Origin of the sequence: Sphingomonas sp. DG1-23 (genome assembly GCF_030730875.1) — a bacterium.
Taxonomy (GTDB): Bacteria; Pseudomonadota; Alphaproteobacteria; order Sphingomonadales; family Sphingomonadaceae; genus Sphingomonas.
In genome coordinates, this window is record NZ_JAVAMA010000001.1 from 23,514 (window position 1) to 46,415 (window position 22,902).

At 65.4% G+C, this 22,902-nt stretch carries 18 protein-coding genes; 8 read left to right on the forward strand and 10 right to left on the reverse strand.

The features are described 5' to 3' along the window. Positions 1–105 precede the first annotated feature (105 nt). Positions 106–1,956, forward strand: a complete 1,851-nt coding sequence (locus tag Q9Q95_RS00095) for a methyl-accepting chemotaxis protein (protein ID WP_371876642.1) — start codon at positions 106–108, stop codon at positions 1,954–1,956. Positions 1,957–2,139: 183 nt separating this feature from the next. Here the strand turns inward: Q9Q95_RS00095 and Q9Q95_RS00100 are convergent, their stop codons facing one another. From Q9Q95_RS00100 to Q9Q95_RS00115, 4 genes are read right to left on the reverse strand one after another with little or no spacing between them, the layout of a single operon-like run. Then, the gene (locus Q9Q95_RS00100; RefSeq protein WP_306093031.1) at positions 2,140–3,060 is read right to left on the reverse strand and encodes a family 43 glycosylhydrolase; all 921 of its coding nucleotides are present in this window, start codon (positions 3,058–3,060) and stop codon (positions 2,140–2,142) included. Beyond that, positions 3,057–4,202: a cellulase family glycosylhydrolase gene (locus tag Q9Q95_RS00105; RefSeq protein ID WP_306093032.1), complete on the reverse strand. Its 1,146-nt coding sequence runs from the start codon at positions 4,200–4,202 to the stop codon at positions 3,057–3,059. Before Q9Q95_RS00105 ends, Q9Q95_RS00100 begins: the two co-directional genes overlap by 4 nt. Positions 4,203–4,218: 16 nt before the next feature. Further along, positions 4,219–5,370, reverse strand: coding sequence for an aldose epimerase family protein (locus Q9Q95_RS00110; protein ID WP_306093033.1), 1,152 nt, complete (start codon positions 5,368–5,370; stop codon positions 4,219–4,221). A 50-nt stretch (positions 5,371–5,420) separates the two neighbouring features. Then, complete coding sequence (locus tag Q9Q95_RS00115; protein ID WP_306093034.1) at positions 5,421–7,226, reverse strand: IlvD/Edd family dehydratase; 1,806 nt, start codon at positions 7,224–7,226, stop codon at positions 5,421–5,423. A 134-nt stretch (positions 7,227–7,360) separates the two neighbouring features. On the opposite strand from Q9Q95_RS00115, the gene Q9Q95_RS00120 reads away from it, so the two are divergent. From Q9Q95_RS00120 to Q9Q95_RS00135, 4 genes are all read left to right on the forward strand, one after another. Further along, complete coding sequence (locus Q9Q95_RS00120; RefSeq protein WP_306093035.1) at positions 7,361–8,299, forward strand: Gfo/Idh/MocA family protein; 939 nt, start codon at positions 7,361–7,363, stop codon at positions 8,297–8,299. A 294-nt stretch (positions 8,300–8,593) separates the two neighbouring features. Then, the gene (locus Q9Q95_RS00125) at positions 8,594–11,350 is read left to right on the forward strand and encodes a TonB-dependent receptor (RefSeq protein WP_306093036.1); all 2,757 of its coding nucleotides are present in this window, start codon (positions 8,594–8,596) and stop codon (positions 11,348–11,350) included. A gap of 107 nt (positions 11,351–11,457) precedes the next feature. Further along, positions 11,458–12,609, forward strand: coding sequence for a glycoside hydrolase family 105 protein (locus tag Q9Q95_RS00130; protein ID WP_306093037.1), 1,152 nt, complete (start codon positions 11,458–11,460; stop codon positions 12,607–12,609). Next, a complete protein-coding gene (locus Q9Q95_RS00135) occupies positions 12,609–13,919 on the forward strand; it encodes a BNR repeat-containing protein (RefSeq protein WP_306093038.1) in 1,311 nt (436 codons plus the stop codon). The genes Q9Q95_RS00130 and Q9Q95_RS00135 overlap by 1 nt, the downstream gene beginning before the upstream one ends. 173 nt (positions 13,920–14,092) lie before the next feature. Here the strand turns inward: Q9Q95_RS00135 and Q9Q95_RS00140 are convergent, their stop codons facing one another. The 6 genes from Q9Q95_RS00140 to rhmD all read right to left on the reverse strand — a co-directional run bounded on the left by Q9Q95_RS00140 (position 14,093) and on the right by rhmD (position 20,298). Next, positions 14,093–15,163, reverse strand: a complete 1,071-nt coding sequence (locus tag Q9Q95_RS00140; RefSeq protein ID WP_306093039.1) for a glycoside hydrolase family 43 protein — start codon at positions 15,161–15,163, stop codon at positions 14,093–14,095. Positions 15,164–15,167: 4 nt separating this feature from the next. Further along, a complete protein-coding gene (locus Q9Q95_RS00145) occupies positions 15,168–16,397 on the reverse strand; it encodes an MFS transporter (protein ID WP_306093040.1) in 1,230 nt (409 codons plus the stop codon). Positions 16,398–16,405: 8 nt separating this feature from the next. Continuing rightward, a complete protein-coding gene (locus tag Q9Q95_RS00150) occupies positions 16,406–17,308 on the reverse strand; it encodes an amidohydrolase (RefSeq protein WP_306093041.1) in 903 nt (300 codons plus the stop codon). Positions 17,309–17,482: 174 nt separating this feature from the next. Beyond that, entirely contained in the window at positions 17,483–18,232 is a 750-nt protein-coding gene (locus Q9Q95_RS00155; protein ID WP_306093042.1) for an SDR family NAD(P)-dependent oxidoreductase, read from the reverse strand. Continuing rightward, positions 18,229–19,083, reverse strand: a complete 855-nt coding sequence (locus tag Q9Q95_RS00160) for a fumarylacetoacetate hydrolase family protein (RefSeq protein ID WP_306093043.1) — start codon at positions 19,081–19,083, stop codon at positions 18,229–18,231. Before Q9Q95_RS00160 ends, Q9Q95_RS00155 begins: the two co-directional genes overlap by 4 nt. 18 nt (positions 19,084–19,101) lie before the next feature. Next, a complete protein-coding gene (gene rhmD, locus Q9Q95_RS00165; protein WP_306093044.1) occupies positions 19,102–20,298 on the reverse strand; it encodes an L-rhamnonate dehydratase in 1,197 nt (398 codons plus the stop codon). 205 nt (positions 20,299–20,503) lie between these two features. Between rhmD and Q9Q95_RS00170 the strand changes: the two genes are divergently transcribed. From Q9Q95_RS00170 to Q9Q95_RS00180, 3 genes are read left to right on the forward strand one after another with little or no spacing between them, the layout of a single operon-like run. Next, a complete protein-coding gene (locus tag Q9Q95_RS00170) occupies positions 20,504–21,334 on the forward strand; it encodes an IclR family transcriptional regulator (protein WP_306093045.1) in 831 nt (276 codons plus the stop codon). A 15-nt stretch (positions 21,335–21,349) separates the two neighbouring features. Beyond that, positions 21,350–22,114 (forward strand): SDR family NAD(P)-dependent oxidoreductase, encoded by a 765-nt coding sequence (locus Q9Q95_RS00175; RefSeq protein ID WP_306093046.1) that lies wholly within the window; start codon positions 21,350–21,352, stop codon positions 22,112–22,114. After that, a complete protein-coding gene (locus Q9Q95_RS00180; protein WP_306093047.1) occupies positions 22,111–22,899 on the forward strand; it encodes a rhamnogalacturonan acetylesterase in 789 nt (262 codons plus the stop codon). Before Q9Q95_RS00175 ends, Q9Q95_RS00180 begins: the two co-directional genes overlap by 4 nt. The last annotated feature ends 3 nt before the right edge of the window (positions 22,900–22,902 follow it).

Consider the following 22,902-nt stretch of genomic DNA (forward strand, 5'->3'; position numbering starts at 1 on the left):
ATGGCATTGATGATCGGTATGTCGAACCCGAGGGGATGAGGGGACGGGTTCGCGAATGTCCGCAATGACGGATGCTCTGCCGGCAATGTTGTTACGGAGCTTATGATGTCGTTGCAGAACCTCCCCATTTCGCGAAAGCTCGCCGGCGCTTTTGCTGCGCTGATCGTGATCTTCGCCGGTATTGGCGCGATCGTCTTCGTCAATCTTTCGGCGCTGGCCACGGCGGCGGACGACAAGGAACGCTCGCTGCGCGCGATGGAGATCACCCAGAAGCTGCTCACCGGCGTGCTCGAGCAGCAGAACGCGGCGCGCGGCTTCGCCATCCTCGGCAAGGAGGAGTTCGCCAAGACCTATCAGGAGAATGGCGAGAAGTTCTTCAAGACGGTCGACGAGTTCAAGGAATTCTCGACCTCGAAGGAGCAACACGCCCGCGCCGATCAGCTGATCACCAACGTCAAGACGTTGCGCGAGAAGCTCGACCATATCATCACGCTCGCACGCAACCCCGCGACCCGCGGCCAGGCCGGCGAGCTCTCGGGCGTCAAGATGCTCGGCGAGATCCGTCCGCTGATCAAGGAGATCGCGGAAGTCCAGGAAGGCCGCGTCGAGGACAGGATCGCGGCGGAGGACACGGCGGTCGCTTCGGCCAAATGGGCGATCTGGATCGGTGGCGCATTTGCCGTGGCGCTCTCGGTGCTGCTCGGCTGGCTGCTATCGCGCGGGATCGCCGCCCCGGTTGCCCAGATGACCGGCGTGATGAACAAGCTCGCCAGCGGCAACAACGCCGTCGAGGTTCCCGGCACGACCCGCGGCGACGAGATCGGCGCGATGGCCAAGGCAGTCCTCGTATTCCGCGAAGCCGCGGTCGAGAAGCAGAAGACCGACGCGGCCAAGAAGATCGCCGACGCCGAGCAGCAGCGCGTGGTCGATACGCTCGAGGCGAACCTCGGCAAGCTGGCCCAGGGCGATCTGACCAGCGAGATCAACGAGGCGTTCTCGCCGGCCTATGAATCGGTGAAGGTCAATTTCAACGCCGCGGTGAGCGAATTGCGCAACCTGATCGGCACCGTGATGGAGAGCGCCGCGACGATCCGCACCGGTTCAGGCGAGATCGCCCAGGCGTCGGAAGATCTCGCGCGCCGCACCGAAGCCAACGCCGCGAGCCTCGAAGAGACTTCGGCCGCAGTCACCCAGATGGACGGCCGCCTCAAGGCGACGGCCGCCTCGGCAGGCCGCACCGTCGGCCGCGCCGACGGCGCCATCGCCACGGTATCGGGCGGCCGCGCCATCGCCGACGAAGCCGTGCAGGCGATGACCCGGGTCGCCGATTCGGCCAAGGGCATCGACAGCGTCATCGAAGGCCTCGACAAGATCGCGTTCCAGACCCGGGTTCTCGCGATGAACGCGGCAGTCGAAGCCGGTCGTGCCGGCGAGGCGGGCCGCGGCTTCGCGGTCGTCGCCGACCTCGTCTCGGCGCTGGCGATGCGTGCCGAGGAAGAAGCCGGCCGCGCCCGCGATCAGCTGACCGCCACCCAGACCGATATCGTCGCGGCAGTGGAGATGGTCCAGAAGGTCGACAGCGCGCTCGCCGACATCTCGGGCGACGTCAGCGAAGTCCACACCCTGCTCGGCGAGATGGCCAGCGACAATCAGGCCCAGTCGACGGCGATCACCGAAATCTCGATCGCGATCGGCACGATGGACCAGTCGACCCAGCAGAATGCTGCGATGGTCGAAGAGACTTCGGCTGCTGCGCGCAATCTGAGCGGCGAAGTCGCCGCGCTTAGCGAGCAGGCGTCGAAGTTCAATGTCGGCGCCGGCGTACGTACGGTGGCGGCGCGCGCCAGCGCTCCGGCGAGGCCGGCGGCCAAGGCCGCGGGCTATGTCTCGCCGGTACGGGCACTGCCGGTGACCGCGATGGCGAGCACCGGTGGCGACGACTGGGCTTCGTTCTAGGGGGTTCACCCGAGCAGAAAGGGCGTCGCGGCCAGGCCGCGGCGCCCTTTTTCGTATTCAATCCTCCCCCGCCAGGGGAGGTGGCATGCACAGCATGACGGAGGGGGAGGAAGCACCAACCTCGCGGCATGATTCCTCCCCTCCGTCACCTTTGGCGACCTCGACCTAGCGGGGGGAGGATTTTCACCGTATCCTGATCGTCTCGATCACGCCGTCCGGGTGATACTGGATCGGCTGAATCGCGACGCGGCGGCTGCCATTATACGGGCCGTTGCCAGCCTGCCCTTCCCAGCGATGATAGACGATGTAGCTGTTGCCGTCCTTCGGATCCTCGAAGAAGCTGTGGTGCCCCGGCCCCTTGTAGCGCGTGTCGCCGACGAGCAGCGGACCGCCATAGCGCCACGGACCGGTCGGCGAGAGCGCCACGGCATAATGGACCTGATAATTCGACAGGTTCCACTGCCCCGCCGAATAAGACAGGTAATAGATGCCCTTGCGAAAGTGCATGAACGCACCCTCGGTGAAATTGGGCGGGGTATCGACCTTCACTTCCTGATCGATCGAGACCATGTCCGGCTTGAGCTTCCAGACGCGCAGCGTCGCGCCAGCGCTGCCGCCGGCATAGAGATATGGCGTGCTGGTCTTCGGATCGACGAACACCGCGGGATCGATCGCCTCGAAGCCCTTGCCCCCCGTGATCAGCGGCTTGCCGCTGTCGGTGCAGGGACCCGCCGGCCCCTTGCACGTCGCCACGCCGATACGGCTGGGAGTCGGGTTTTGCGGGCCGACCGAATAATAGAAATACCAGCCCCCATTCGCCTGGACCATGTCGGGCGCCCAGAGGAAATGGACCGGGGCGCAGTCGTCATCGGCCCAGGCGATGTCCTTGAGGCGGATCAGCGGGTCGCTCTTTGTCCATTTGGCCTTGTCGGGCGAGGACCAGGCCGAGAGGCCGTCGCCGCCCGTCGGGTAGATCCAATATTGGCCGTCGGCCATTTCGATATCCGGATCGGCGCCGGCGAAGACCGACTTCACTTCCTGCGCGGACGCTGCCGGCGGGAGACCCGCCAACAGCGCCGCGAACGGCAGGAATGCGCGCCTCACTTGCCCGAGGCGGGTACCACGCCCTTCGGCGCCGCGGCGAGGCGCTTGATCAGATCGACTTCGGCCTGGCGATAGGGCTTGCCGTCGAAGTGCAGGATGTCGTGGAACCAGATCGTCGGCTCCTCATAGGTGTACGGCTTCTTCCAGCTGTCCCATGGGAAGCGGGTCTGCATCTTGCCGTCGACAAAGCCCCAATTGTACATCGCGATATTGAGCTTCTTGCCGATCGGCAGCGTGTTGTCGAAGGTCGAGCCGTTGCCGCGCGCCATATATTCGGTGCACCATACCGGGCGGCCATAGCTCAGCATCTGCTGCGCGCGCTTCTCGAACTTCTCCGCCCAGCTGTAATCGTGGAAGCTGAGCACATCGGACTCGCGGATCTGGATCTTCTCGACCGCATCGACCCGGTTCAGATCGTCCCAATGCTCGCCGATCCACACGCCCGAGGTGAGCGGCTGGACCGGGTTCGCAGCGCGTGCGGCAGCGAAGAAGCGCGGCAGCAGCAATGCGACATATTTGTTCTTGTCCGGGGTCGGCTTGTAATTGCCGCCGCCGCTATTGTTCGGCTCGTTCCACACGTCCCAGCCGACGATGCGATCGTCCTTGGCGAAGGTGGTGACCACATCCTTCACATAGGCTTCGAGCTTGCCATATTGCGACGCGTCCTTGAGGCGGTCCGCGCCCGGCGACTGGAGCGAGCCCGAATTGTGCACGCCGGGGATCGGCGGATGCTGCGGGCCGGCAACCGGGTTGGGATCCCAGCAGCTGTCGAAGAAGATCCACAGCGTCTTGATATTGTGCTTTGCCGCGATCGTCATGAACTCGTCCATGCGGCGCTTGAGCCCGGCGGCGTCGGTTTCCCAGAGCAAGTGATGCAGGTTCACCCGCATCACGTTCATCCCCATCGCCTGGGCCCAGCCGAGCTCGAGATCGATGCGCTGCGGATCCCAGGTCTCGGCCTGGAACATCTCGAGCTGGTTGATCGCCGTGGCGGGCGTGTAATTGGCGCCGACCTGCCAGGGCTGGGTGGCATGCCACGCATTGGCCTGCGCCTTGGTCCATTGGTCGCGCGCCTCGGCCGAGGAGATGCTTGCGACGAAGGCGAGCGCGGTCGCCGAGAGAAGGAAGCTTTGACGGATCATCTGGTCTCTCCCGGGATCAGCGGCGAGCCGCGGTCGCGCCGCTGCTCAATTTGTAGGTCATGATGTTGCGATAGGTCTGGCCGGGCTCGAGCCGCGATTCGGGGAAGCCCTTCTGGTTGACCGAATCGGGGAAGATCTGCGGCTCCATCACGATCGCGTCGCCGCCGCGATAGATCTTCTTCGCCTTGCCCGAGAAGGTGCCGTTGAGGAAATTGCCCGAATAGAATTGCAGCCCGGGCTGGTTCGACCAGAGCTCGAAGCTGCGGCCCGAAACCGGATCGGAGACGCGCGACATCAGATGCTGGGTACTGGTGACCTTGCGGCCGATCACCCAATTATGGTCGTAGCCGCGGCCATAGACCATCTGCTTGTCGCTCGCGTCGCGGACGCGATCGCCGATCGCGCGGGGCTTGCGGAAATCGAACACGGTGCCGGCGACCGGGCGGAAGATGCCGGTCGGGATCAGGGTCTCGTTGACCGGGGTGATCGAATCCGCCGGAATGGTGACGATATGGCCCATCGCGCCGTTCGAGGAGCCTTCGCCCGAGAGGTTCCAGTACGCGTGGTTCGAGATGTTGACGATCGTCGCCTTGTCGGTGGTGGCGGTATATTCGATCGTGAGGTTGTTCGCCTCGTCGAGCGCATAAGTGGCGTCGACGGTGAGCGTGCCGGGATAGCCCTGATCGCCGTCGGGACTGACATAGCGCAGGGTGACCGAGGCGGCGGGGCCGTTCTTCACCGACACGACTTCCCACAGCACCTTGTCGAAGCCCATCGAGCCGCCGTGCAGCGCATTGGTGCCGTCGTTGAGCGGAGTCTGATAGTCGCGGCCGTCGAGCCGGAAGCGCCCGCCGTCGATGCGGTTGGCGAAGCGGCCGACCGTGGCGCCGATGAAATTGGGGTATTTCAGATAGTCGCCGATATTGTCGTGGCCGAGCGCGATATCGGCTTTCTTGCCGGCGCGATCGGGCATCACCAGCGACTGGATCGACGCGCCATAAGCGATGATGTTCGCCGACACGCCGCGGGCGTTGGTGAGCAGCACCGAGTCGACGGTGCGGCCGTCGGGCAGCTTGCCGAAGGTGCCGCGCTTCGCGGTGGCGGCATCGGCGGCGGGGGCGGCGATTGCCATGGCGGCCAATACTCCCAGGGCTGTCATCGTCTTCATTGTCTCTCTCCTCCCAAGCTTGTTCTGATCAATGTCAGATTAGTGCCAGATTAGTGGCTGTCGCGCGGAATGCCCCGTGTCTGGGCGATACGCTGATATTTGACGGCGCTCTCGAGCACCGCGCCGGTATCGAACTGGCCGACGAGATCGCGGTGGATCTCCTGCCACGGCGTCTGCGCCTCGGGCACGTAATCGATCGCGAGCGCTTCGCGGCGGCGCGCGATCTCTTGCGGATCGACGAGCATGTCGGCGGTGCGGTTCTTGAGGTCGATGCGAATGCGGTCGCCGGTCTGGACCAAAGCGAGCCCACCGCCGACCGCCGCCTCGGGCGCGGCGTTGAGGATCGAGGGCGAGCCGCTGGTGCCCGACTGGCGGCCGTCGCCGAGGCACGGCAGCGCATGCACGCCAGCCTGAATCAGGGCGGTGGGCGGGCGCATGTTCACCACTTCGGCGCCGCCGGGATAGCCGACCGGGCCGGCCCCGCGCATGATCAGGATCGAATTGGTGTCGATGCCGACCGAGGGATCGTCGATGCGGTGATGATAATCCTCCGGTCCGTCGAACACCACGGCGACGCCTTCGAACGCCTCGGGATCCTCGGGATTGCTGAGATAGCGGCTGCGGAACTCGTCGGAGATCACGCTGAGTTTCATCACCGCATTGTCGAACAGATTGCCCGAAAGAACGGTGAGCCCCGCGGCAGGCTTCATCGGCGCGTCGAGCGGGAAGATCACGTCGGCATCCTCGCTCTCGGCAGTCGCGACATTGTCGGCGACGGTCTTGCCGTTGACGGTGAGCGCGCTGCCGTCGATCAGCCCGGCGCGGAGCAATTGCCCCATCACCGCGGGGACGCCGCCGGCGCGATAGAAATCCTCGCCGAGATATTTGCCCGCGGGCTGGAGATTGACCACCAGCGGGATGTCCGAACCATGCTCTTCCCAGTCGGCGAGGCTCAGTTCGACGCCGATATGGCGGGCGATCGCGTTCAGGTGGATCGGCGCGTTGGTCGATCCGCCGATCGCCGAATTGACCCGGATCGCGTTCATGAACGCGGTGCGGGTGAGCACGTCCGAAGGCTTGCGGTCGGCATGGACCATCTCGACGATCTGGAGGCCGGTGCGATAGGCATTCTCCTGCCGGTCGCGATACGGCGCGGGGATCGCGGCCGAACCGGGCAGCGACATGCCGAGCGCCTCGCACAAGGAGTTCATCGTCGTCGCGGTGCCCATCGTGTTGCACCAGCCCGTCGACGGCGCCGACGAGGCGACGAGCTTGATGAAGCCCTGATAGTCGATCTCTCCGGCGGCGAGCATCTCGCGGGCCTTCCACACGATCGTGCCCGATCCGGTGCGCTCGCCCTTGAACCAGCCGTTGAGCATCGGGCCGACCGAGAGCGCGATCGACGGGATGTTCACCGTCGCCGCGGCCATCAGGCAGGCGGGAGTGGTCTTGTCGCAGCCGATCGTGAAGACGACACCGTCCATCGGATAGCCGTAAACCGCCTCGACCAGGCTGAGATATTGCAGGTTGCGATCGAGCCCCGCGGTCGGGCGCTTGCCGGTTTCCTGGATCGGATGCGTGCCGAACTCGAGCGCGATGCCGCCGGCGTCGCGAATGCCTTCCTTGACGCGCTTGGCGAGCTCGAGATGGTGGCGGTTGCACGGCGCCAGATCGCTGCCGGTCTGGGCGATGCCGATGATCGGCTTGCCCGATTGAATCTCTTCGAGGCTGATTCCGAAGTTGAGATAGCGCTCGACATAGAGCGCGGTCATGTCGGGATTGGCGGGATTATCAAACCAGGCGCGCGACCTCAGGGGCGGACGTCCGCCGTTCGAACCATTTTCCGCGTCGCTCATTCACCTCTCCGGTGGGGTAATTGCCTTGTCCGCCGGCGCCATTTTTGTTCGCGCCGACGGTGTCGTGCGGGCTTGATACCGGCAGTGCGGGGCAATAGGAAGCATATATATCTTATAAAAGGAAAGTAGTGAGGATGACGGAGAGCGGGACGCAGCCCATTCGGCTGGGACTGGTGGGAATCGGCAAGATCGCGCGGGACCAGCACCTCCCTGCCCTCGCCGCCGATGGCCGGTTCGCGCTGACCGCGACCGCCAGCCGCCACGCGACCCTGGACGGCATTCCCGGCTATCACGACATCGGCACGATGATCGCGGGCGGGCATGATCTGGATGCAGTCTCGCTCTGCACTCCCCCGGACGGGCGCTATGAGCAGGCCGTCACGGCGATCGACGCGGGGCTGCACGTGATGCTCGAAAAGCCGCCGGCGACGACGCTGACCGAGATCGCCGCGCTCGCCGAACGCGCGCGGGCCAAGGGCGTCGTGCTCTACACCACGTGGCACTCGCGCGAAGCCGCGGGGGTCGAGCCCGCCAAGGCGTGGCTGCAGGGCAAGCAGATCCACGCGGTGCGGATCACGTGGCGCGAGGATATCCGCCGCTGGCATCCGGGGCAGGAATGGATCCTCGCGGCGGGCGGCTTCGGGGTGTTCGATCCGGGCATCAACGCCTTGTCGATCGCGACCAAGATTCTGCCCGAGCCGATGCTGCTCAAATCGGCGTGGATGGAAGTGCCCGAAGGCCGCGCCTCGCCGCTCGCCGCCGAACTCGAGATGCGCAGCGGCAATGCCCGCGTCGACGTGGTGTTCGACTTCCTCCAGACCGGCCCGCAGACGTGGGACATCGAAATCGACACCGATGCCGGCACGCTCCGGCTGTGCATGGGCGGCAGCATCCTCCAGCTCCCCGGCGAAGACGAGCAGAAAGCGCCCGACCGCGAATATCCGCGGCTCTATGCGCGCTTCGCCGAACTGGTGGCGGCGGGCGAGAGCGACGTCGACGTGCGGCCGCTGCAGATCGTCGCCGATGCCTTCATGATGGCCGAGCGACGCGTGACGGCGCCGTTCGACTTTTAAGCCTCGAGCGGGCGATCTCACAAAAAGGGACCGCCCGCACCCGGACATCATCATTCGGAACAGCGGCACCGACGTTTCCCACAGTGTGTCCGGACTGTGTCCTTCCTGCCACGCCTCTCCACGATTTGCGCCTACCGTCTTATTGATATGATTAATCACTTGCCGGTGGTTGGAAGCAACGGCATAGCGACGACTTGAATGAGAGAGGCTCGTCAAGAGCCCTGCTCAGTTGCCAAGGGGAGGTTCGCGATGCGCCTGAAATCCGTAATTCTAGCTTCGACTTCGTTTCTCATTTTGGCGGGAACCGCTCCCGCCTTTGCCCAGACCGACGACGCGCCCGCCGCGCAGGACGCAGCCGCAGTCGCGGCCGATGCCGCCACGCAGGAAGAGGATGCGATCGTCGTCACCGGCTTGCGCCGCAGCCTCGAGACCTCACAGCGGATCAAGCGCGAATCCGAAGGTATCGTCGACGCGATCGTCGCCGAGGATATCGGCAAGCTGCCCGACACCTTCGCCTCTTCCGCGCTGCAGCGCGTGGCCGGCGTGAACGTCACCCGCGGCGGTGGCGAATCGGCGGGGGTCACCGTCCGCGGCCTGCCCAATCTGACCACCACCTATAACGGCCGCGAGATTTTCACTGCCGAAGGTCGCTTCGTCGCGATCCAGGATTTCCCCGCCGGCACCGTCGCCGCCCTCGAAGTCTACAAGTCCGGCCTCGCCAACCAGGTCGAAGGCGGCATCGCCGGCGCAGTCAACGTCCGCGGCCGCAAGCCTTTCGACTTTGACGGCTTCGAGCTGTCGGGCTCGCTCAACTATGTTCATTCGGAGCAGGCGCAAAAGGAAGCACCGAACGGCAACCTGCTGATCAGCAACCGCTGGGACACCGGCATCGGCGAGATGGGCCTGTTGTTCAACGCGTCCTATGTCGGCATCGAGTTCCTCGATTCGACCCGCGAGCAGTCGCTGGTGATCGCGCGGACCAACCAGGTCAATCCGCAGAACGGCGAGATCACGAACTACGCGCCGGGCCAACCGGCCGGGCTGCGCTTTCCCGACGCACAGGGCATCTACCAGGGCTATGGCAAGCGCTGGCGCCCCTCGGCCAACGCCGCGTTCCAGTGGAAGCCGACGCCCGAGCTCGAAATCTATCTCGACGGCCTCTACCAGGGTTTCCGCTCGCAGGATTACAACCGCTGGATGTTCATCCCGATCTTCGGCCCGACCACCCTTCCGGGGGTTCGGACCGGAATGACGCTGTCGAACATCACGACCTTTGCCGGCACCAACCAGATTTCGAGCATGACCGTCACCGGTGCGGCCAATCCCGATGGCTGGACCGGCTCGTTCAACGGCAAGACCGACACCTATCAGGGCGGCGGCGGCATCATCTGGACGCGCGACCGGCTGCGGATCTCCGCCGATATCGCCTATACCGACAGCCAGTACACCGCGAACAACGTCAACGTCGACTATTCGATGACCGGCGCGCCGGTGCGCAACGTCCAGTTCGAGGCCGGGCAGGACGGCGGGCCGACGCAGACCTTCGTCAATTACGACATCACCAACCCCGCCAATTTCACCACGCGCGGTCTTTGGCAGGAACTGTCGGTGGTGAACGGCAAAGACCTGCAGGCGCGTGCGGATCTTTCCTACGATCTCGATCTGGGCTTCCTGAAGCGGCTGGACGTCGGCTTCCGCTTCTCCGACCGCAAGGCCGGCCGCAATCTCGGCAACTTCTACGCCAACGGCCAGGGGATCGGCGTTCCGCTGACCTCGCTGCCGGGCGCCGAGGTGAAGACCAGCCTGCCCGGTTTCACCTACAATCGGGTCCAGCCCAACGTCTTCTATGCGACGCTCACCCGCGACAGCATTCGCGACAATCTGCCCGCGTTGCGCAGCTTCTTCGGGGCGCCGGCAGGCCTGCCTGCGTTCAATCCGTCCGAGAATTTCCGCGCGAATGAAAAGTCCTATGCCGCTTATGCGCAGCTGAAATACGGCTTCGACCTGGGCGGCACCGTGATCGACGGCGTGGTCGGCGTGCGCGGCGTCAAGACCAAGCTCAACATCGACGGCTTCTCGCGGGTCGAGCTTCCGAACGTCCCCGTCACCAACCCGCCGGTTTCCGCCGAAAGCGAATATACCGACTGGCTGCCCAATGCGAGCGCGCGCATCGGCTTCACCGACAAGCTCCAGATGCGCCTTGCTTTCACCCAGACGCGCACCCGGCCGAACTTCTTCGATCTTCGACCCAACACGACGCTGTTCCAGCCGCCCACCTTCACCGATCCGAACGATCCCTGCTTCGACGAAACCAACACGACCGAGCCCTGCATCGAGCGTCGCCGCCGCGGCGGTTCGGCCGGCAATCCCAATCTGAAGCCGCTCACTTCGGACAATTACGACGCGAGCCTCGAATATTATTTCTCGCGGACCGGCTCGCTCACCGCAGGGATCTTCCGCCACGACGCCGCGGGCTTCCTTGCGACGGTGGCGGACCGCAGCCAGCCGGGCCTGCGCATCGACCGTCCGGTGAACCTTGGCCAGACCCGGCTGCAGGGCGCGGAAATCACCTTCACCAGCTTCCTCGACATCGAGGGGCTGCCCGAATGGATGAAGGGCTTCGGCCTGCAGGCCAACGGCACCTATATCGATGCCAAGGGCGACCTGCAGCCGAACTTCGCGGCGACGCTCAACAACGAGCAGCAGGAATTCCCCGGCGTCTCCAAATGGGCGTACAATCTCGTCGCATTGTACGAGAAGCCGCAATTCTCGGCGCGTCTCGCCTATAATTACCGGTCTAAGTTCGTCACCGGCTATACGCTCGAGGCTTTCGATCCGATCGCGCACGCGATCAAGGAGAAGGGCCGCGGCCAGCTCGATTTCTCGACTTCAATCACGCCGATTCCGAACATCACCGTGGCGTTCGACATCGTGAACATGCTCGGCAATCCGTTGCAGCGCGAACGCGCGTACGACACCGGCGACGTCTACACGCGGCAGGTGCTGTACCTCGAGCGCAGCTACTCGCTCGGCGTGCGCTTCCGCTTCTGATCGGAACGCCGCGGGCCCGAGCAAGGCCGGGGGACGCGAGTCCTCCAGCTTTCTTCTTTTCCGGCGCGGCTTTGCTATGACCCTTCAATAACGAAGAGGGGATCCGCATGTCGCTGCGCACCGCATTGCTCCTGCTGGCTGCAACCGGCGCGGCGCCGGGCGCGGCGCTCGCCCAGGCGCCCGCAGCGAGCCCGCGCGCGGCGATCGACACTGCGACCAGGCTGGCACGCTGGCAGCTCGCGCGGATGACCGACACCAGCCACATCTCCCGCGCCGGCGGCGAGACAGGCAATCCGCGGGCGTGGGAGCAGGCGGCATTCTGGGTCGGCATGACCGCGCTCGCCGATCACGGCGCGCCCGCCGATATCGGCAAGGCGATCCTCGACATGGGCCGCTCCAATAAGTGGCAGCCGGGCCGTCTGCCCTTCTTCGCCGACGATCATGCGATCACCCAGAGCTATCTCTGGACGGCGAAGCATGGTGCAGGCTCGGCTCCGGTGCAGTCGGTGCGCCGCGTCTTCGACAATGTCGTGAACAACGCCCCGCGCGTGACGCTCGCCTTCGTCGTTCCGGAAAAGGGCGGCTATGGCGCGACCGAGTGCCTCGCGCGCTGGTGCTGGTGCGATGCGCTGTTCATGGCGCCGCCGGCGATGCTCGAGCTGTCGAACCAGACCGGCGACCGACGCTACCGCGATTATGCGCTCCGCGAGATCTGGGCGACCACCAATTTCCTCTACGATCCGGCCGAACGGCTCTTCTACCGCGACAGCCGTTTCTTCGACCGGCGCGACGCCGGGGGGCGGAAGATGTTCTGGAGTCGCGGCAATGGCTGGGTGGTCGCAGGGCTCGCGCTGATGATCCCGAAACTGCCCAAAAGCGATCCCGAGCGGAAGAAGCTCGAGGCCTTGTTCGTCGAGATGGCGGGCAAGGTGAAGGCCGTGCAGAAGCCCGACGGCTATTGGGCGCCCTCGCTGCTCGCGCCCGAGGATTCGCCGCCCGAATCGAGCGGCACCGGCTTCTTCACCTATGGCCTTGCCTGGGGGATCAAGGCCGGGCTGCTGCCGCGGGCCGAATATGCACCGGTGGTGCGAAAGGGCTGGTCGGCACTCAATCGCGCGATCCAGCCCGACGGCCGGCTCGGCTATGTCCAGCAAGTCAGCGATAGGCCCGAACAGGTGCTCGCCACCGACACCCAATATTATGGCGTCGGCGCGTTCCTGCTCGCGGCCAGCGCAGTCGCAGACCTGAAGCTCGACTGATGCTGCGGCTGCTGGCGCCGCTCACTCTGGTCTGCGCGGCGCCGGCGGCGGCACAGCGGATCGAGGCGGTCGACCGCGTTTGGGCCGGTCATGACGTGCCCTTCGCCCTCGTGGTGGCCGAAGAGCGCATCTTCGTCGGCTATTACGATGCCGCACGCCAGTTGAGCGTCGCCAGCCGCTCGCGCAAGTCTTCCGGGTGGACCTATAAGCGGCTGCCGAGCAAGGTCGGCTGGGATAGCCACAATCGCATCGCCATGGCGATCGACACCGCCGGACAGCTTCATGTCGCCGCCAACATGCACAATGATCCGCTCGTCTATTTTCGCACGTCCAGCGCGGGCGATGTCCGCACCCTCGCCCGGGTCGAAGTCATGACCGACCGGGCGAGCGAGCGGAGCATGACCTATCCGATGTTCCTGAAGAACGCCGGCGGCAGCCTGATCTTCAAATATCGCGACGGGGGCAGCGGGCGTGGGCGCGAGATCTACAATATCCTCGACGGCGCGGCGTGGAAGCGGCTGCTCGACGCGCCGCTGGTCGACGGCGAAGGCCGGCGCAGCGCCTATTTCGTCGGGCCGGTATCTGGTCCCGACGGCTGGTTCCATCTCAGCTGGGTCTGGCGCGACACTCCCGATGCGGCGACCAATCACGATCTTTCCTATGCTCGCAGCCGCGACCTGCTGCATTGGGAGCGCTCGGACGGCACGCCTTTGCCCCTGCCGATCCGGCTGGGTGATGCCGAGGTGGTCGATCCGGTGCCGGTGCGCGGCGGCATGATCAACAACAACACGCCGATCGGTTTCGACGCCGCCGGGCGGCCGGCGATCGCATTCCACAAGCTCGACGCGGCGGGGAACACCCAGGTCTATGTCGCGCGTCGCGAGGCGCGTGCCTGGCGGATCGTGCAGGCGAGCGACTGGAAGGGCTTTCGCTGGGATTTCGGCGGCCCGGGCTCGCTGGACTTCCGCCTGCACGTCGAGGCGCCCCGAATGGATGGGAGGATGCTCCGCGTGCCGGTGGCGCGCGACGGCAAGCCGATAGACCTGCTGCTCGATGGCGCGACGCTGGCCCGAAACGGCGAACGGCCGGGAAGGACGCTGGCGGGCCGGCTGGCGAAGCGGATCGCCGTGCCGAAGGGCATGCGGCTCAATACGGTCGAGGACACGTCGGGTGTGGCAATCGCCTGGGCGACGCTGCCGCCAAATCGGGATTTGCCCCGTGCGACGGCGCCGGAGCCTCAGACGCTAAGCCTCGTATTACCGCCGACCTTCGTCAGTCGGCGCGGCGCTCCGGCACGTCTTGCAATGTAGGATTTCGCCTGCTTGGCTCGCAGGGCCGGATCCTCGCCGGCCGCTCTTTCATATCGTTCGGGAAACGGATCGCGCGCCGCAAATTTCGCGCGATAATGTTGCGAGATGTTTTGCGTTTCCGCCAACTTGGTCAACTTAGGCTCGGCCCGCGCTTTCGCAGGAGCACCGTCAAATTAGCAATCCACCTTCCGCTCGGTCGGTGTGTGCGGCTGGATGCACGGGTGGGTGGGATAGGCTTCGAGGTCGAGTTCGGTCGCTTCGCGCACGACTTCCACCCGGTCGCCCGCATCCTTCATCTCATAGAGCTTGCCGAGCGCGAAGGTGAAGGGCCGGTGGAGGACCATCATCAGCCGGCCGTCGAACGCGCGGAACAGCATGCCGTGACCGCTGTCGCGGCGGACCAGCGGGTCGAGCTGCTCCCACGGCCCTTCGAGGCTGCCCGATTTCGAGCGCGCGATCGACTGGACATAGCCGCGCTCGCCATAGCTCGACCACAGCATCACCAGCGTGCCTTTGGCGGTGCGATAAAATTCGGGACCGTCGGTCACCCAGACGCTGTCGCCGTCGGGCTGGCGCTGGCCCTTGGCCCAGGGCGCTTCGTCGGCGCGAAACAACAGCTTGGGCGGGCCCGCGGCGGCGAGCATGTCGTCGAGCGGGATCGCCTCGATCGTGCCCACCGTAGTCTGCAGCCATTCATGGGCATAGACGAGCCACGGCTTGCCCGCGGCATCGACATGGAGCGTGCCGTCGAGCGTCATCAATTCCTTGGGCGCGATCGGCTCGCCGTTCCGGACGGCGCGATATGGCCCGTCCACCTTGTCAGCCACCGCGAGGATGGTGCCGCGGCGATAGGGCTTGCGATTGCCTTCGGGCGGCAAGGTCGCGGCTTCATCGTGGAAGGTCGTGAAGAGGTACCATTTGCCCCGCCATTGATGCACCTCGGGCGCCCAGGCGCCGCCCTTGGCCCAAATGCCTTCGGGCAGCGTGAACACTACCCGCGGGCGGCTCCAGTGCTTCAGGTCCCTGCTGGCATAGACCATCGTGCCGAGCCGGCGCTCACCGGTCATCGCGGTCTCGTTGCGGGTGAAGAGATAATAGGTCTTGCTGGCATTGTCGGCGACGATGAAGGGATCGTGGAGCTGCATTTGCGGGAGGAGCAGCGGCGCTTCGGCGGGCTTTTGCTGCGCGGCGACTGGGGCCGCCGTGAGTACGGCCAGCGCAGCGAGCAAATGCTTGAATCGCATGCCCTTAGCTCCGCCCCGCCGCGATTTCCTCGAGCGACTTACCTTCGTTGCGTGGCGCCCAGATCAATCCGATCACACTCGAGGCGACGAGGAAGCCGGTCAGGATCCACGCCAGCGTGGTGTAATCATAGGATGCGAGCCACGGCACGAAGAAGCTCCAGATGCCGAGGCCGATGCGGACGATGGCGAAGGTAAGACCCTGCGCCGTCGAGCGGATCGCGGTTGGGAAAAGCTCGGCCGACCAGAGCTGGAAGAAGCTCTGCGCGCCGAAACCGCCAGCCACCCCCATGATGATCACATGGAGGATGTAGATCTCCAGCGTGAAGCCGAAGATCGCGAGGATCGCCATGCCGACCACATGCATCGCCGCGGAAATGCCGAACAGCAGCCGCTGGTTGACCTTGTCGGACAGCGTCATGAAGATCGCGAGGATCGAGACCATGCCGATCAGGAAATAGCTCGCCGGCACGATCGTCGCGACCCATTCGGGCAGATCATGCTGGTTGACGAGATAGGGCGTGAAGAAGCCGTTGAACCCCGCCCACAGGTTCCAGAAGCCGTACATCGCGGCGAGGAACAGCACCGCCGCGAAATAGCGCGGACTGAACAGCTCGCGCCAGCCGGTCTGCTGGTCCTGTGCCTGGCTCTCCTCCCAACGCTGCGACTCCCGCATCCGCGAACGCAGGAAGGTCAGCCCCAGCGCCAGCACGGCCAGATGCGCGAAGATCCAGCGCACTCCGGTGATGCCCCAGGGCTGGAGGAAAAAGGCCGCGACCAGCACCGCGACCGGGCCGAGGTACCAGAGCAATTGCGCCACGCCCGAATGCGCGCCGCGCTTGTCGTCGGGCGCCTGCTCGGCGATCAGCGACCACGAGGCGGGGATGTCCGCGCCGACCGCGAGGCCCACGAGAACGAACCCCAGCACGATCATCCACGGCGCCGAGGCGAAGACGAGGAACAGCATGCCGAACGCGTAGAACAGCATGTCGTACTGGTAGATCTTCTTGCGACCGAATTTGTCGCACAGGATGCCGCCGATCAGCGCGCCGACACCGGCGGAGATCGCGTTGGCGCTGAACGCCCCGATCAGCCCGATAAAGCTGTCCGAAAGGCCGTAAATCTCCTTCCACAGCGCCAGCGCGACCGATCCGGCGACGATCGACCCCGCATCGATATAATTGGCGAGGCCGGCGAGAATGGTGTCGCGCCACTTATGGTCCTGCGTGTCGCTCATATGCCCCCTCAGATGCCCAGCCCGAGCCGGTAGATGCGATCGGCGTTGCGCCCCCACAGCGCGCGGCGCTCGTCCTCGCTGAAATCGGCAGTGATCGCGGCATAGGCGTCGAGATGCTGCGCGAAGCTGCCGAAGAGCTTGTCGGTCGGAAAGTCGCTGGCGAACATCGCGCGGTCGGTGCCGAACAACCCGATCGCTTCGAGGATGTAGAGCCGTGCCTGGTCGAGGCTCCACGGGCGATGCGTGAAGCCCATTCCCGAGAGCTTGGTCGCGACATTGGGCAAGGCGGCGAGCGCGGCCATGCCGGTGCGCCACTGCTCCCATTCGCCGGGCACCGCCATGCCGGTATGGTTGATAATGATTTGCGTTTCGGGGTGCCGCGCGATGATCTCCGCGAGCCCCGCGAACTGGCCGGGATAGGCCTGGAGGTCGAAGCTCAGCCCGTATTTGCCGAGCAAGGCGAAGCCCTGCGCCCAGGCCTCGTCCTGCGTGACGTCGCGCGGCGTGTAGCTGCGGCGCGGGTCGGCGTGCCAGTTGACGATGTGGCGGATGCCGCGGACGGCGTGGTGCGCGGCATGCGCGTCGAGCAAGGCCTCGATCCCGGGGTCGTCGAGCGCGGCGAAGGCGATGATCGCATTGGGCATGCCGCGTGCGTCGGCGAGGCCCTGCAGCCATTCGGTCTCGGCGAGCGCGGCGCTGGCGTCGGCACCGGCATCGACATGGACGATGCCGCGGACGTCCCAGCCCTCGGCATCGGCGAGGTAGTCGTCGAGCAGATAGGTCCTGGCGATCGGCGCGACGCTGCCATTGGGGCCGTCATCGGCGAAGGGCGGCGTCAGCCACGGATAGGCGATGCGGTCGAGGTCCCAGAGATGCACATGGGCATCGATGAACGGCAGATCGCGCGCCATTTCCTCTCCAACTCCTCCCCGAGCTCGCCTGGGGGAGGGGACCATTGCCGCAGGCAATGGTGGAGAGGCGCCGCCGCAGTCGCCGGGTACCGCTCCACAAACGCCGCTGCGCGGCGCCCCTCCACCATGCTGCGCATGGTCCCCCTCCCCGAGCAAGCTCGGGGAGGAATTAGTTCAATACGTCGTCCGCCCCCCGGACGTGTCGAAAGTCGACGCCGTCGTGAAGCTGCATTCCTCGCTCGCCATGAACAGGATCATCGCGGCGCTTTCCTCGGCCTCGCCGAGGCGGCCCATCGGGATCTTCGAGCGCATGTAATCGACCTGGCTCGCGGGGAGTTGTTCGAGGATCGGGCTCTCGAACGTCGCCGGAGTCAGCGCGTTGGCGATGATGCCCTTGCCCGCCAGTTCCTTGCCGAGCGACTTGGTGAGGCCGATCACCCCCGCTTTCGACGCCGAATAGGCCGAGGCGTTGGGATTGCCTTCCTTGCCCGCGACCGAGGCGACGTTGACGATCCGGCCATAGCCGTTCGCCAGCATCTGCGGGATCACTTCGCGGCAGCAATAGAACAGGCCGTTGAGGTTGATGTCGATCACGCGCTGCCAGCTGTCGAGCGGGAATTCGTGGACCGGCACGGTCGCGCCGGTGATCCCGGCCGAATTGACCAGCACGTCGATCCGGCCGAGCGCCGCGGCGCTGTCTTTGGCGGCCCGGGCGACCGCCGCGGGATCGGAAACGTCGAGCACGACATTGTGCTTCGCGCCGATCTCGCCCGCCACCGTGGCGAGCGCATCGGCGTTCAGGTCCCAGAGCGCGACCTCGCCCCCTTCGGCGATGAAGCGGCGCGCGACCGCAAGACCGAGCCCCCCGGTGCCGCCGGTGATGACCGCGGTGCGGCCGGCGAAGCGGCCGGAATAAACGGTCATTCGGCCACCCACGCCACGAATTCCTGACGCTGCTCGCCGAGTTTCTCGATGCCGAGAGTCACGACGTCGCCCGCCTTCAGATACCAGGGCTCGGGCTTCTGGCCGAGGCCGACGCCGGGAGGCGTGCCGGTGGTGATGACGTCGCCGGGCTCGAGGATCATGAACTGCGAGAGATAGGCGATGATCTGCGCGACGGTGAAGATCATCGTCTTGGTCGATCCGTCCTGCTTGCGCTCGCCATTGACGTCGAGCCACATGCTCAAATTCTGCGGATCGCCGACCTCGTCGGCGGTGACCAGCCAGGGGCCGATCGGGCCGAAGGTCGGAAAGCCCTTGCCCTTGTCCCAGGTCGCGCCGCGCTCGGTCTGCCAGTGGCGCTCGGAAATGTCGTCGATCACGCAATAGCCGGCGACATGGCTGAGCGCATCGGCTTCCGAAACGTAGGAAGCGCGCTTGCCGATGATCACGCCGAGCTCGACTTCCCAATCGGTCTTCTTCGAATCCTTCGGGATCGTCACCGGATCGTTCGGTCCCTGGATGCAGGTCACCCATTTCTGGAACACCACCGGCTCTTCGGGGATCGGCAGGTTCGATTCCGCCGCGTGATCGGCATAGTTCAGGCCGATCGCGACGAACTGCCGCGTGCCGGCGACGCAGGCGCCGTAGCGCGGATCGCCCTCGACCTTGGGCAGCGATGCCGGGTCGATCGCGGCGAGCCTTGCCAGCCCCTCGGGAGAGATCTCGGCGGGGCCCACATCGGCGATCACGCCCGACAAGTCGCGTATCGCGCCGTCGGCGTCGATCAGGCCGGGGCGTTCGTTACCGGCGGTTCCAAAACGGCAGAGTTTCATGGGTCAGATCTCTCAGTCTCAATGCGTGTAGGGGCGGTGCATCGGCAGTTCGCGATTGAGCTCGACCCCGAAGCCGGGCTTGTCGAGCGCGCTCACATGCAGGCGCCCGTTCACGGGCACCGGCTCGCCGATCAATTGCGGGTGGAACATCGGGACGACTTCGGTCGGCCCGGGATGCATCATCAGGAACTCGGCGAAGGGCGAGTTATGCCGGGTGATGACGAAGTGATAGCTGTAGACGCTCGAGCCGTGCGGGATCATCAGGACGCCCTTGCTGTCGGCATAATTGGCAATCTTGATCAGTTCGGTGACGCCGCCGCACCAGCCCACATCGGGCTGGATGATGTCGCAGCATTCCATGTCCATCAGCATGCGGAAGCCCCAACGGGTCGCCTCGTGCTCGCCGGTGGTGACGAGCAGGCCCCTGGGGGCGTTCTTCTTCAATGCGGCATAGGCCCAATAATCGTCGGGGCTCAGCGCCTCCTCGATCCACTTCAAGCCGCACTCATTGTACGCCCTGTGGGCGAGCCGGGTGGCATAATCGAGGTCGAGGCTCATCCAGCAATCGAGCATCAGCCAGAAATCGTCGCCGACCTTGGCGCGCATGTCGGCGAGATCGGCGATGTTCCTGTGCAGCCCGTCCAGTCCCTCGGCCGGGCCGTGGTGGAGCGGGAGCTTGCCGCCGATAAAGCCGAGCTCCTTGGCCACGTCGGGCCGTGCGCCGGTCGCGTAGAATTGCAATTCGTCGCGCACCGCGCCGCCGAGCATTTGATAGACCGGCTCGCCGCGCAACTTGCCGAGCAGGTCCCAGAGCGCAAGGTCGACGCCCGAAATGGCATTCACCACCAGACCCTTGCGGCCATAATATTGCGTCGAGAAGTACATCTGGTCCCAGATCTTCTCATAGTCGGTCGGGCTGCGGCCTTCGAGGAAGCGCGCGAGATGCTTTTCGACGATGAACGCCGCGGGCTCGCCGCCGGTGGTCACCGCGAAGCCGATCGTGCCGTCCTCGGCCTCGATCTCGACGATCAGGGTGCCGAGCACGTTGATGCCGAAACTTTGCCGCGACTGGCGATATTCGGGATAGCGCGCCATCGGCGTGGCGATGTGATCGTCGATCCAGTGACCACCGCCCTGATCATGATAATCGGCACCGCCGCCGCGGACGGTAAAGGCACGGACGTGCTTGATCTTCGAAAGGCCGGCTGCAGCCACGTCAATCGATCCCCTTTAGGGCCAGCGTACCATATCCGGGCACGCCGCCTGAGAATGTGAAAAATCGCGCGCAACGAATACCATCATGTGATACGCCGCGCCGTTGTTCCGGTTTGAAAGGGTCTGGCGCGAGCCGAAATGCTCCGCCGCTTCGCACCCCTCCTGATGCTTTACTTTTCCACTTTATGGGATAGGATGTTACGAGATGAGACGCGACCCGTCAAACGCTGAATCGGAACCGACCGAGAAGAAGGCGGGCCCCAAGGTGCAGGGCAGCCAGACGCTGATCCGCGGGCTCGACATGCTCGACAAGGTGATCGACGGCCCGATCAAGCTCGCCGAGCTTTCGGCACGGATGGGGCTCACGCGCTCGACCACCCACCGCCTCGCCAATGCGCTGATCGACCGCGGCTTCCTCACTTACCTCCCGCGCGACGGCTATCAGCTCGGCCCCAAATTGATCCAATTGGGCTTTCTCGCGCAGAGTCAGGCCGACATCGTCCAGATCGCCCGCCCGCGCATGGAAGAGCTGGCCGCGGCATCCGAGGACACGGTGCATCTCGGCCGAATGGACGGCGACCTCGCGCTCTATCTCGACAAGATCCCCGGCCGCCGCCGCGTCGAGATTTCGAGCCGGATCGGCGATCGCCAGCCGCTGACCTCGACCGGGCTCGGCAAGGCGCTGCTCGTCGACGGCAGCGAAGCGGAATGGACGCGATTGTTCGAAGCCGATCAGGCGCATGGCGCGCCGCGCGCGGATCGCGAGACATGGTTCGAGCGGATGCGCGGCTATGCCGAGGCCGGCCATGCTTTCGACCTCGAGGAAAATGAGGATCAGATCCGCTGCGTCGCCGCGCCGGTGCGCGACGTCTCCGGAAAGATCGTCGCGGCGATCAGCGTGTCGAGCGCCGCGCAATATATGGACGACGAGCGGATGGCGGCGCTGAGCGGCCAGGTCCGCGAAACCGCGCAGCGGATCAGCACCGATCTGGGCTGGAGCCCCGACGTGCGCCCGCCGCGACGTTCACGCAGATAGTATCGGGAGAGGCTTGTGAGGTTGTTGGAAGGCAAGACCGTGCTCGTCACGGGCGCATCGACGGGCATCGGCCGCGCCGCCGCGGTCGGCGCCGCCAAAGCCGGCGCCGATGTCGTCATCAACTATCACAGCCGCGACGACGATGCTGCGGCATGCGTCGCCGAGATCGAGGCGGCCGGCCAGCGCGGGCTGGCGGTGAAAGGCGACGTCGCCGCGCCGGAGACCGCGACCGAGTTCGTGCGGAAAGCAGTCGAGGCGTTCGGCAAGGTCGACGTGATGGTCTCCAACGCCGGAATCTGCCCGTTCCATTCGTTCCTCGACATGCCCGTCGAGACCGTCCAGCGGACGATGCAGGTCAATCTGCTCGGCGGCTATTTCATGTGCCAGGCGGCGGCCAACCAGATGGTCGCGCAGGGCCATGGCGGCGCGCTGATCGCGGTCTCCTCGATCTCGGCTTTGGTCGGCGGCGAATATCAAACGCACTACACCCCGACCAAGGCGGGGCTGCATTCGCTGATGCAGTCGACTGCGATCGCGCTGGGCAAGCACAATATCCGCTGCAATTCGGTGTTGCCCGGCACGATCCTCACCGAGATCAACAAGGACGATCTCGCCGATGTGGAGAAGCGCAAATACATGGAAGGCCGCATCCCGCTCGGCCGGCTGGGCCAGGCCGAGGATCTCGCCGGGCCGATCGTCTTCCTCGCTTCGGACATGGCGGCCTATGTCACCGGCGCGGCCTTGCTGGTCGACGGCGGCGCTTTCGTGAATCTGCAATGAGGGCGCTGCTCGCCGCCGGAGTCGCGGTCCTCGCCTGGGCCCTGCCCGCCGAGGCGCAGCAGCGCATCCTGATCGCGAGCGATTCGACCGCGGCCAATTACGGCGCCGATCGCTATCCGCAGACCGGCTGGGGGATGATGCTCAAATGCGGCCTCGCCCCCGATGTCGAGGTGATCAACCGCGCCGTGGGCGGCCGCAGCACGCGGACCTTCATCTCCGAAGGCAAATGGGACGCCTTGCTCGCCGAGGCCAGGCCCGGCGACGTGGTGCTGATCCAGTTCGGGCATAACGACGCCAGCGTCTCGCGCCCCGAGCGCTATGCCCCCGCCGCAACACTTTACCGCGACAATCTGCTGCGGATGATCTGGGAGTCGCGCGGCCGCGGCCTGATCCCGGTGCTGGTCACGCCCCCTGCCCGCCGCTCCTTCGACGGCGCGCGCGCCAAGGCCGATTTCGCGGCATATTCGCAGGTCGAGCGCGAACTGGTGGCGAGCACCAACACGCCGATGATCGATCTCGAGACGCGCTCGCTCGATCTGGTCAGCAGTGCCGGCGAGGCCGGATCGAAGAAATATTACCTCCATTACACCGCGGCCGACAAAATCGCCGCCTTCCCCAACGGCATCGCTGACGACACCCATTTCAGCGAGCTCGGCGCCCGCGCGATGGCCAATCTCGTGGCGCAGGAGCTCAAGGCGCTGAAGGTGCCGCTGGCCGAGAAGGTTCTCGCCGAGCGTCCGGACCTCAACCGAGCCAAGCCATTGGGCAGCTTCGCCTGCTGCTGAGCG

Bases quoted from the DNA above. Each gene is read 5' to 3' on its own strand.
- Q9Q95_RS00110 (WP_306093033.1), bottom strand. From the start codon at position 5,370: ATGAAGACGATGACAGCCCTGGGAGTATTGGCCGCCATGGCAATCGCC.
- Q9Q95_RS00095 (WP_371876642.1), top strand. From the start codon at position 106: ATGTCGTTGCAGAACCTCCCCATTTCGCGAAAGCTCGCCGGCGCTTTT.
- Q9Q95_RS00155 (WP_306093042.1), bottom strand. From the start codon at position 18,232: ATGACCGTTTATTCCGGCCGCTTCGCCGGCCGCACCGCGGTCATCACC.
- Q9Q95_RS00150 (WP_306093041.1), bottom strand. From the start codon at position 17,308: ATGGCGCGCGATCTGCCGTTCATCGATGCCCATGTGCATCTCTGGGAC.
- Q9Q95_RS00170 (WP_306093045.1), top strand. From the start codon at position 20,504: ATGAGACGCGACCCGTCAAACGCTGAATCGGAACCGACCGAGAAGAAG.
- Q9Q95_RS00120 (WP_306093035.1), top strand. From the start codon at position 7,361: ATGACGGAGAGCGGGACGCAGCCCATTCGGCTGGGACTGGTGGGAATC.
- Q9Q95_RS00145 (WP_306093040.1), bottom strand. From the start codon at position 16,397: ATGAGCGACACGCAGGACCATAAGTGGCGCGACACCATTCTCGCCGGC.
- Q9Q95_RS00105 (WP_306093032.1), bottom strand. From the start codon at position 4,202: ATGATCCGTCAAAGCTTCCTTCTCTCGGCGACCGCGCTCGCCTTCGTC.
- Q9Q95_RS00180 (WP_306093047.1), top strand. From the start codon at position 22,111: ATGAGGGCGCTGCTCGCCGCCGGAGTCGCGGTCCTCGCCTGGGCCCTG.
- Q9Q95_RS00160 (WP_306093043.1), bottom strand. From the start codon at position 19,083: ATGAAACTCTGCCGTTTTGGAACCGCCGGTAACGAACGCCCCGGCCTG.
- Q9Q95_RS00115 (WP_306093034.1), bottom strand. From the start codon at position 7,226: ATGAGCGACGCGGAAAATGGTTCGAACGGCGGACGTCCGCCCCTGAGG.
- Q9Q95_RS00135 (WP_306093038.1), top strand. From the start codon at position 12,609: ATGCTGCGGCTGCTGGCGCCGCTCACTCTGGTCTGCGCGGCGCCGGCG.
- Q9Q95_RS00140 (WP_306093039.1), bottom strand. From the start codon at position 15,163: ATGCGATTCAAGCATTTGCTCGCTGCGCTGGCCGTACTCACGGCGGCC.
- Q9Q95_RS00130 (WP_306093037.1), top strand. From the start codon at position 11,458: ATGTCGCTGCGCACCGCATTGCTCCTGCTGGCTGCAACCGGCGCGGCG.